This is a genomic window from Oleiphilus sp. HI0128 (assembly GCF_001635365.1).
This window is the reverse complement of sequence record NZ_LWGG01000583.1, coordinates 1-10162: the sequence shown is the minus strand read 5'-3', so window position 1 is coordinate 10162 and position 10162 is coordinate 1. Positions and strand designations below refer to the sequence as shown.

The 10162-nt window shown below is 47.0% G+C and carries 12 protein-coding genes; 8 read left to right on the top strand and 4 right to left on the bottom strand.

What is annotated here, in order from left to right; all coding sequences use genetic code 11:
- The 5 genes from A3763_RS07115 to moaA all read left to right on the top strand — a co-directional run.
- A partial coding sequence (locus tag A3763_RS07115; RefSeq protein ID WP_197482826.1) for an SEC-C metal-binding domain-containing protein occupies nt 1–293 on the top strand: 293 nt, incomplete at its 5' end.
- 36 nt (nt 294–329) lie between these two features.
- The gene (gene argJ / locus A3763_RS07110; RefSeq protein ID WP_068516350.1) at nt 330–1562 is read left to right on the top strand and encodes a bifunctional glutamate N-acetyltransferase/amino-acid acetyltransferase ArgJ; all 1233 of its coding nucleotides are present in this window, start codon (nt 330–332) and stop codon (nt 1560–1562) included.
- A gap of 91 nt (nt 1563–1653) precedes the next feature.
- Nucleotides 1654–2694, top strand: a complete 1041-nt coding sequence (locus tag A3763_RS29955; RefSeq protein WP_082865281.1) for a Nudix family hydrolase — start codon at nt 1654–1656, stop codon at nt 2692–2694.
- Between the two features lie 49 nt (nt 2695–2743).
- A complete protein-coding gene (moaC, locus tag A3763_RS07100; RefSeq protein ID WP_068516348.1) occupies nt 2744–3232 on the top strand; it encodes a cyclic pyranopterin monophosphate synthase MoaC in 489 nt (162 codons plus the stop codon).
- A 24-nt stretch (nt 3233–3256) separates the two neighbouring features.
- A complete protein-coding gene (moaA, locus tag A3763_RS07095) occupies nt 3257–4264 on the top strand; it encodes a GTP 3',8-cyclase MoaA (RefSeq protein WP_068516344.1) in 1008 nt (335 codons plus the stop codon).
- 16 nt (nt 4265–4280) lie between these two features.
- On the opposite strand, the gene A3763_RS07090 is transcribed toward moaA, so the two are convergent.
- Complete coding sequence (locus A3763_RS07090) at nt 4281–4901, bottom strand: class I SAM-dependent methyltransferase (RefSeq protein WP_068633055.1); 621 nt, start codon at nt 4899–4901, stop codon at nt 4281–4283.
- A 238-nt stretch (nt 4902–5139) separates the two neighbouring features.
- On the opposite strand from A3763_RS07090, the gene ribA reads away from it, so the two are divergent.
- On the top strand, nt 5140–5757 hold the full coding sequence (gene ribA / locus A3763_RS07085) for a GTP cyclohydrolase II (RefSeq protein WP_068508589.1): 618 nt from the start codon (nt 5140–5142) through the stop codon (nt 5755–5757).
- Here ribA and dxs read toward each other — a convergent pair.
- The 3 genes from dxs to A3763_RS07070 form a co-directional block, all read right to left on the bottom strand.
- Complete coding sequence (gene dxs, locus A3763_RS07080) at nt 5754–7676, bottom strand: 1-deoxy-D-xylulose-5-phosphate synthase (RefSeq protein ID WP_068516339.1); 1923 nt, start codon at nt 7674–7676, stop codon at nt 5754–5756. The two genes, ribA and dxs, sit on opposite strands and share 4 nt — an antisense overlap.
- A gap of 96 nt (nt 7677–7772) precedes the next feature.
- A complete protein-coding gene (locus A3763_RS07075) occupies nt 7773–8678 on the bottom strand; it encodes a polyprenyl synthetase family protein (RefSeq protein ID WP_068516336.1) in 906 nt (301 codons plus the stop codon).
- A gap of 32 nt (nt 8679–8710) precedes the next feature.
- On the bottom strand, nt 8711–8959 hold the full coding sequence (locus A3763_RS07070) for an exodeoxyribonuclease VII small subunit (RefSeq protein ID WP_068515370.1): 249 nt from the start codon (nt 8957–8959) through the stop codon (nt 8711–8713).
- A gap of 291 nt (nt 8960–9250) precedes the next feature.
- Between A3763_RS07070 and pomA the strand changes: the two genes are divergently transcribed.
- Together pomA and A3763_RS27475 are read left to right on the top strand one after the other, a co-directional pair.
- Entirely contained in the window at nt 9251–10009 is a 759-nt protein-coding gene (gene pomA, locus A3763_RS07065) for a flagellar motor protein PomA (protein WP_068516334.1), read from the top strand.
- 60 nt (nt 10010–10069) lie between these two features.
- Nucleotides 10070–10162 (top strand): flagellar motor protein MotB (locus tag A3763_RS27475; protein ID WP_156494985.1); only part of this gene is annotated, 93 nt, incomplete at its 3' end.

The window sequence follows — 10162 nt, the reverse complement described above, 5'->3', positions numbered from 1 at the left end:
TGGGCAATTTGAAAAATGACGTGGTACGTGTGACCAGTCACGTGAAGATTCAGACTCAAGACGAGGCTGAAGAGCTAGAGCGACGCAGACAGCAAGAGCTAGAACAGCAATTGGGCCGGGCAAAGACTGAACATGCAGATGCCAATGCAGCCGGTAGTGAAGGTGGCTCGGCTCCGGCGGCTGAAGAAAAGCAGGCCCCTGTGACGCGAGAAGGCCGTAAAGTAGGGCGTAATGAGCCTTGCCCATGTGGCTCGGGCAAGAAGTATAAGCAGTGCCACGGTAAGGTTTCATAGCCTTACTGTTAGTAAATATTTTAATTGGAAGGAATTATGGCTGTTGGTAAGGGTGATTTACCTGCCTTTTTTGACATAGACGGTGCGCGTATCGGTGTTGTTGAGGCTGGTATCAAAACAGAGGGTCGTAAAGACCTGGTTTTGATCGAGCTGGCTCAGGGGAGCACCTGTTCAGGCGTTTTTACAAAGAATGCTTTTTGCGCTGCACCGGTTCAGCTCTGTAAAGCGCACTTGGCGACAGGTAGCTTTGCTCAGGCTTCAAATGCCTATTTAGTGGTGAATACCGGTAATGCCAATGCAGGCACGGGTAAGCAGGGTATGGATGATGCTTTGCAAAGTTGTGCTGCTATAGCTGAACAGTTTGGTGTTGCGCGAGAACAAGTGTTGCCCTTTTCAACCGGTGTTATTGGTGAAAAACTGCCTATAGAGAAGATCGTAGCGGCAATTCCTCAGGCTAAAGTTCAGTTAAAAGGTGATGCTTGGGCCGATGCGGCCGAAGGTATTATGACAACCGATACTCGACCCAAGGGTGTGTCGACTGAAATTAGCTACGCAGGCGAGACTGTTCGTATTAATGGCATCAGTAAAGGCGCGGGCATGATTAAGCCAAACATGGCAACCATGCTGGCCTATGTCGGATGTGATGCGAGCGTGCCTCAAGCTTTGCTAGATGAATTATTGCAGGAGCTTGCTGAGGCCTCATTTAATCGAATTACTGTCGATGGCGATACCTCGACAAACGATTCTTGTATTCTGTTTACGACAGGCAAGTCAAAAGCACCTTTGATTGATAAGTCTCATGCTGATTTTCCAGCCCTTAAAGACGCCTTAAGTGATGTCTTGGTCGAGCTGGCGCAATTGATCGTGCGTGATGGCGAAGGTGCCACCAAGTTTGTAACGGTTCAGGTTGAGCAGGCTAAAAGTACTGAAGAAGCACTTGAAGTGGCTTACACCATTGCTCATTCTCCTTTGATTAAGACCGCCTTATTTGCCTGCGATCCGAATTGGGGTCGTATTCTGGCCGCCTTGGGCCGGGCTTCGATTGAGGCGTTTGATTTGAGCTTGGTCGAGATATACTTGGGTGATGTCAGGATTGTTCATCAAGGCGAGAAGTGTGCCGAATATACTGAAGAGCGCGGTCAGGCAGTGATGGATCAAGAAGAGATCACCATACGTATCGACTTAGCGCGTGGCAGTGTTGAAGAAACGGTATGGACAACTGATTTGTCTCACGACTATGTGACGATTAATGCCGAATACCGGACTTAAGCTTTATTTCTAGATAAAGCATACACTTTTTTGAATTATTATCTGGCTCATAGCTGTAAAGCTTATGGGCCGTTTTTTTGTAAAGGGGCTTATGTCGTCATCAAAAATAGTTCATGTGGCCGTTGGCGTCATAGAGAGAACATCTGCTGCCGGTGCCCGAGAGATCCTGATTTCTAAGCGTCCTGATGAGGTTCATCAAGGCGGCTTATGGGAGTTTCCAGGCGGCAAGGTCGAAAGTGGTGAAACGCTTCCTGTTGCTTTAGCCAGAGAACTGGAGGAAGAACTTGGCCTGGTGTTCGATCCTGAAGAGGCTGGCGCACTGCGACCGTTGATTCAGATTTCTCATGACTATGGTGACAAGCAAGTGCTGCTCGATGTCTGGCTGGTGTCCAAATTCTCGAAAGCGCCAAGCGATGGTCTTGGCCGAGAAGGTCAGCAAGTAAAGTGGGTTGAGTGTGGGGATTTATCAAAATACAGCTTCCCTGATGCTAATGTGCCTATCATCACCGCCTGCCAACTTCCAGAGCAATATATAGTTACGCCTACCTACCCAAATTTGGATAGGGCAAGAAAAGAAGTAGAAGTTTTGTTCGAAAAATGTCCAGGCATGATACTCTTAAGGCAGCCAGATTTAAGTATTGATGAGTATTTTATTTGGCTGGATGACTTGCTGGCGACGATTCCCGGTTTAGGGCAGAGCCTAATGCTGAGTGCGCACCTTGAGTTGTCTTTTGATGCGGAGGCTTCGGCGGAGCTGCTAGGTGAATGCTTGCTTCGTTTTGAGCAATACAAAACGCGTGTTAGAGGTGTTCATTTGCCGACTTATGTGGCGAAGCGTTGTCATGTTAGACCTTTTAAAGAAAACTTTTATTTAGCGGTGTCCTGCCACTCTTTAGATGAGCTGGCACATGCACAAAGTATTCGGGCAGACTTTGCAACATTGTCACCGGTGCAGGAAACAGCTACTCACCCTAATGCCATCGCAATTGGCTGGTCTAGCTTCAGTGCCTGGCTTAAGTTAGCGACGCTGCCAGTGTATGCATTAGGGGGAATGAGCCCTGCTGATTTACCTCGTGCTTTTCAGGCAGGAGCGCAAGGTGTAGCAGGTATTGGTGCGTGGTCTAAAAGATAGCAGCTTGGTCTGATAGAATGAGTCATTAGAGTCTGGGAAAGAGGTAAGTATGTCCGACAATCTAACGCACCTGAATGAGCAAGGTGCAGCGCATATGGTAGATGTGGGTGAAAAAGAAGTTACCCACCGTATTGCACGCGCAGAAGGTTACGTTTTAATGAAGGAAGAAACCCTTCGGATGATTACCGAAGGTCGTCACAAGAAAGGTGATGTATTCGCGACCTGCAGAATAGCCGGAATTATGGCGGCAAAGAAGTGTTCGGAGCTGATTCCCTTGTGTCATGCCTTGAACCTCAGTTCTGTAAGCATAGAGATTGAAGCGCTAGGTCTCGAAGAGGGTGAACCCCGGGTAAGAATGACGGCCCAGTGTAAGCTTGATGCCAAAACGGGTGTTGAAATGGAAGCCTTAACGGCCGTGAGTGTCGCCTGCTTGACTTTGTATGATATGTGTAAGGCGGTTGATAAAGGTATGGTGATCGATCAGGTAAGATTACTCGAAAAGAAAGGTGGCCGTAGTGGTCACTATTTGGCATCGTAAAATTGAACTATTGAGTGAGAGTCGATGAGTATTAATAGCAATCAGTTAATTGACAAGTTTGGCCGTCGCGTTAGCTACGTGCGTATGTCTGTGACTGATCGCTGTGATTTTCGCTGCGTCTATTGCATGGACGAAGAAATGACCTTTGTTCCGAGACAAAAAGTCCTGACTTTGGAAGAAATGCACCAAGTTGCTGAGGCCTTTGTCGAGCTAGGTGTCGGAAAGATACGTTTAACGGGTGGTGAGCCTTTAGTTCGAGCAAACGTAATGTCCTTGTGCGAGTCGGTAGGCGCCTTGCCTGGTTTGGATGAGCTGGTGATGACGACAAATGGTTCACAGTTATCAAAAGTCGCGAAGTCTTTGCTCGCCTCGGGCGTAAAGCGTTTAAACATAAGTCTGGACACTCTAAAGGCTGACAAGTTTAAAGAGTTAACTCGCGTTGGTGATCTTGAAAAAGTGCTTCAGGGAATCGATGCAGCAATTGACGCAGGCTTTGAGAAGATCAAATTGAATGCTGTGATTATGAAGGGTCGGAATGCCGACGAAGTAATCCCCCTGATACGTTTTGCAGTGAGCAAAGGCATTGATATTAGCTTTATCGAAGAGATGCCCTTAGGCGTTATCTCGGAACATAGTCGCGAAGAAGCTTTTTGCTCGAATCAAGAGCTTAAAGAAATTATCAGTGAGGTTTGGCCGCTTCAGGTAGTGTCGACCGGCAATCGCTCCGATGGCCCGTCGCGTTATTATCAATTGCCCGGAGAAAAGACTCGCATCGGATTTATCTCGCCTCATAGTCATAACTTTTGTGGTGACTGTAACCGGGTGCGAGTGACTGCTGAGGGTTTACTTTTGCTATGCTTGGGTAATGAGCATGCGGTTGACTTGCGTGCCGTCTTGCGTGCCCACCCCGGAGACAGAGAGCGTCTGAAGCGAAGCATTATCGAGGCAATGGACCTTAAGCCAGAGCGTCATGAGTTTAACTTGTCTGAAGAGCCTCAAATTGTTCGCTTTATGAATATGACAGGTGGTTAAGCTCCTAAGTCCGAATTTATAGTTTTCGAGCTTCACCTAGATAAATATAGCCTGCGAACTTTGGTGCTTTAGGAGCGTAGAAGCGCTCAATCATTACAATTTCGAACCCGCCTGCTTGAATGAGCTTATCAATCGGGCGGTTCAGGTTACAACCTCCTGCAACACAGCCCCAGGGTTTGTTTAAACGGTGTTGCCATTTCTCAACTTTTGGTTCAGGCGCTAGGCCATGCTCACTAAATAGAAGCTTACCCTCAGGCTTGAGTACTCTATGCATTTGCTGAAGGGTTTTTTGGTAGTCGGGGATTGTGCATAAGGTGAAGGTTAGCAGGATGGTATCAACGCAGTCGTCTTCAAGCGGAATCTCTTCACCAGGTAAGTCCAGCCATTTTACTTCAATATCGGACTTTGCCACCTTAGCTGCGGCCTTTCTTCGCATTCCTTCAGAGGGCTCTAGGCCCCATACAAAGTCGATGTTCTTACTGTTGTAGAATTCAAGGTTGGCGCCAGAGCCCATGCCAATTTCGAGAACTCGTCCGGTGCATTTCGGTACTATTCTTTTACGGAGTTTCTGAATAGGGGGAGAGGTGCAGGCAGCATTGATCAGATGTGGAAGAATACGCTCTTCGTATAGGTTCATTTTCTTAGTTCTTATTATCTTTGGGAGGCTAATTAGAGCAGCTGCTTTCGGGGCTTTCAAGTTATGTAAGTTTGAATTCACTAATTTGTCGCGGAAAAGACCGTTTCAATTTACATTCGAGTTAAGCTCGCTTGTCAGAATGTGATACAATGCGCGCCCTGCAGGTCTTATAGCTTGTTTGGATGCTTGCTTGTAAGCCCTTAGTATGCCTTTTTAGTTTGTGCCAAGAGGATCGTCTGTGAAAGTTCGCTTTATTGAAACATGCCGTTTACCAACGCCTTTTGCCGTGTTTGATATGCATGGCTTTGAAGAGGTGGAGTCTGGTCAGGAGCATGTTGTATTGACCTTAGGGGATATCTCAAACGGTGCTCCTGTATTAGCGAGAACGCATTCTGAATGTCTCACTGGCGATGCCTTGTTTAGTATGCGTTGCGACTGTGGTTACCAGTTAGAGCAGGCGATGCAAAGCATTGCTGATGAAGGTCGTGGTGTATTGCTGTACTTACGTCAAGAGGGTCGTGGTATCGGCTTATTAAATAAGATTCGTGCCTACCAGTTACAAGACCAAGGTGCTGATACGGTTGAGGCCAATGAAAAGTTAGGTTTTGCGGCAGATCTCCGAGATTACACGATTTGTTATGACATGCTCGCACATTTGGGTGTTAAGGAGCTGAAGCTGATGACCAATAACCCACGAAAAGTAAAAGCTTTGCAGAGTGGTGGAGTCTCGGTTGTCGAGCGAATTCCAATTCAGGTTGGCCGTAACCCGCATAATGACGGTTACCTTTCGACCAAGGCTAGCAAATTAGGCCATTGGTTGCGCGACCATCAGGACGATGATGCGCCAGCGGACTAACTGGCGTTTTCGATTGCTTTTCGGTTGCTAAGCGCCAAGATGCTCTGTTCAATTCCTTCTGCATCTAAACCGCACTGTTTAAGCAGGTCTTGAGGCTTACCGTGAGCGACAAACTTATCGGGAAGGCCTAGATGAATGACCTGCGAAACAAGTCCTTGCCCGCGTAAGTATTCAGACACGCCGCTTCCTGCGCCGCCGGCGATCACATTTTCTTCCAAGGTGACCAAGGTCTCGTGCTTATTCGCCAGTTCATCAATCATTTGCGTATCGAGTGGTTTGATAAAACGCATGTCCACGAGTGTTGCATTGAGCTTTTCGGCAGCAGCTTTCGCCGGTTCCAGCAAAGAGCCAAATGATAGAATGGCTATTTTCTTTCCTTCGCGAATTGCTTTGGCTTTGCCTAATTCCAAGGCTTGCATCTCTTTTTCAATTTCTGCACCCGGGCCTGTGCCTCGTGGGTAGCGCACGCAAGCTGGGCCTTCATATTGGTGGCCTGTGTAGAGCATTTTCCGAAGTTCATTTTCGTCCGAAGGCGCCATCACAACTAGCTTGGGAATGCAGCGTAAGAAGGATAGGTCGAAACTTCCGGCATGCGTTGCGCCGTCTTCACCAACCAGGCCAGCCCGGTCTATGGCAAACAAAATATCCAGGTTCTGGATGGCGACATCATGAATGAGCTGATCATATGCGCGCTGTAAGAAGGTTGAGTAAATTGCGACAACAGGCTTCACTCCTTCACAAGCCATGCCTGCTGCCAGTGTTACGGCATGCTGTTCGGCGATGGCAACGTCATGGTAGCGCTCAGGGTAGAGTTCGGAAAAACGAACTAGGTCGGAACCTTCTCGCATCGCTGGCGTAATACCGACGACCCGACTGTCTTGTGCGGCGATATCGCAAAGCCACTGGCCAAAAACGTTTGAGTACTTGGGTTGGCTGGCAGGCTTATTTTCAACAGGGCTTACTTTGGGTTTTGCTTCTATTTTGTTGATTGCGTGGTAGCCAATCGGGTCGATTTCTGCTGGTGCGAAGCCTTTCCCTTTTTTGGTGACAATATGAAGGAATTGAGGGCCTTTCAGCTCCTTCATGTTTTCTAATGTTTTGATTAAGGTTGGCAAGTCATGACCATCGATAGGGCCAATGTAGTTAAAGCCTAATTCCTCAAAAAGCGTACCGGGTGCAACCAAGCCTTTGACGTGCTCTTCAGTTTTCTTGGCAAACTCCATTAGGCCGGGAGTGCTGCTCAGAATTTGCTTGCCGCCATCGCGCATCTGATTGTATGTTTTTCCTGACAGAATTCTCGCCAGATGGTTCTTCAAACCGCCTACGTTGTCCGAAATCGCCATGTCATTGTCATTTAAAATAACTAGCATGTCAGGAGCGATATCTCCGGCATGACTCATTGCTTCAAATGCCATGCCTGCTGTTAGAGCGCCATCGCCAATCACTGCGATAGACTTGCGAGAGCTGGACTGCATTTTTGCAGCCAGAGCCATGCCAAGAGCTGCACTGATTGAGGTGCTAGAATGCCCGACACCGAAGGTGTCGTATTCACTTTCTTCTCTTGCGGGAAACGCCGCAGGGCCGTCATGTTGGCGAATTTTTAATATTTGCTCGCGTCGGCCTGTTAGAATTTTATGAGGGTAAGCTTGGTGTCCAACATCCCATACGACACGATCTTCAGGGGTGTTAAATACGTAATGCAGTGCAACCGTAAGTTCGATGACGCCTAACCCGGCACCAAAGTGACCACCTGATTGTCCGACACTGTATAGCAGGTAGGCTCGCAGCTCATGGCTAAGCTGGGCCAGCTGTTCTTCCGATAGTAAGCGCAACTGAAAAGGTTCATTCACCTTGTCCAGCAATGGCGTATTGGGTCGTTGCAAAGGAATTTCTTGAAAGATCGGAAAAGTTGTATGCATTGGCTATAAATTACAGATAGATAGTAAGGGTCGAAGTATAACAGAAACCTTAAAGGGAGGAGTGCAGTTTTTACGACTTAATCGACGTTACACCTCTTACTTTATTCTGGAAATAATATAGTCACTAATCGCTGTAAGTTGCTGAACATTTTTGTCGCCGAGATTACTCAGCGCGTTGATAGACTCTTGGTGTAGCGCTATAAGTTTTTCTTTAGCGCCCTCTAAACCAAGCTGGGCAGGATAGGTCGGTTTGTTTAGCGCGATGTCAGCACCTTGGGTTTTTCCAAGTGTTTGGGTGTCACTGATAATATCCAGAATGTCGTCTTGAACCTGGAAAGCTAAGCCAATAGCCTGTGCGTAGTTGGTTAGCGCTTCATATTCTTGTTTCGTCACGCCTGACGGGCTGCTTAGCGCGCCTATTTGTACAGAGGCTTCAATCAGGGCACCAGTTTTATGTCGATGCATGTTTTCAAGCTGGCTCAGAGACAAGGTTTGCCCGACAGAGTTAAAATCGATTGCTTGCCCTAGCACCATTCCTCTGGCACCACTTGCTTTTGTCAGCAGCTGGATCATTTTGATCTGGCTTTCGAGACCAAAGTGTTTGGCTTGGCTGAGTAATTCAAAGGCCATTGCTTGTAAGGCATCACCTGCCAGAATAGCCGTGGCTTCATCAAACGCTTTATGGCAGGTGGCCTGACCTCTCCTCAAGTCATCATCGTCCATCGCGGGTAGGTCGTCGTGGATAAGAGAGTAGGCGTGAATAAATTCAATTGCACAGGCTGCATCCATTGCCTGCTCTGCCTGAACTGCAAAGCAGTTGGCTGTCGCTAAGGCTAAAATGGGTCGAATGCGCTTGCCTCCCATTAAGGTGCTATATCGGATCGCTTCGCCCAAGTGAGAGTTTGGCGCGCAAAACTGATCCAGGCGCACCTTAAGTGCTGTATTAATTTGAGACTGATATTCTCTCAGAAAGCTTGGGATACTACTTGAATTATCGTTCACGGTAAGAAGTCTTGTATTGATCGGGTCTTGGGCTAGGCGTCAGTATTGCTTTGCTCTTGGAGCGCATTTAACTCAAAGCCATTGTCGCTTTGAGTTAATACAGATACGCGTTGTTGAGCGCTCTTCAAGGTGTTTTGGCAGTCTTTGCTTAGCTTGACGCCTTGTTCAAAAGCGTCAAGAGATTGTTCCAAAGATAGCTGTCCTTGCTCCATTTTATTGACGATTTCTTCGAGAGCTTGTAGTGAAGTTTCAAAGTCATTAATTGAATCGGAAGAGGACATAAAAATCTCAACTAAAAAAGAGGTAAAAAACAGGAACTTTCAATTTTTCGGGCTACACTAATTGTAAATTAATATGTATTAGTGTGACTACTGCCAGGCGACATAGATCGTTTGATCACGTAAACCTAATCGAACAATTATACATACAGATGAAACTTCCTTGTAACAAAATCACGTAATTATTTTCTTTTTAGCGTGCTTGGAAGTGTCTTGAATTAATAGTCAATTTCAATAGTTGAAGGCATTAAGTGGCACATCTGTAAGATGGGAATTTTTTTCTAGGAGCGTTTAGTGGATTTAGCAACCCTCATTGGCTTACTTGGTGGCTTTTGTATCGTTGTATTTGCAATGACCCTGGGCGGCTCAATAGTTCTGTTTATCGACGTACCCTCGGTTTTGATCGTGCTAGTTGGTTCCTTTCTTGTTTTGATGATGAAATACAACCTTGGGCAGTTTCTTGGCGCAGGAAAGACTGCAGCCAAAGCGTTTATGTTCAAGTTGGAGTCGCCTGAAGAAGTGATTACTTTGGTCGTAGAGCTGGCAGATGCAGCTCGAAAAGGTGGTTTGCTATCGCTTGAAGGGAAGGAGATAAATAATGACTTTCTAGCGCGTGGTATTGCTCTCTTAATCGACGGCCATGATGAAGACGTTGTTAAAACAGTTCTGACGAAAGATAAGAATATGGCCGTTGCGCGGCATAAGGCAGGCGCAAGTGTTTGGTCTGCTCTAGGAGACCTGGGGCCGGCGATGGGAATGATTGGTACCTTGATCGGTTTGGTTGCGATGCTGTCCAACATGGATGACCCGAAGTCCATTGGTCCTGCGATGGCGTTAGCTCTATTGACCACGCTATATGGAGCGATGCTTGCAAATATGGTTGCTATCCCTTTTGCTGACAAACTGACTCTTAGAATGGAAGAGGAAGAGTTGATCAAGTCCATGTCAATCGATGCCGTTTTGGCGATTCAGGCTGGTCAAAACCCACGTGTTATTGAAGCTATGTTGAGAACCTACTTGTCTGAAGGCAAGCGAGAAACAGGTGAAGAATAGTTCTGGTTTATTAAGCAGCCTGTATGTTTTTAGTTTGATCTCTGAGGTAACAACTCGACAATGAGTGATGAAGAAGAAAAAGATTGCGATTGCGTCCCCGGGCTCCCCGCATGGATGGGGACTTTTGCGGATCTTATGTCCCTCCTTATGTGC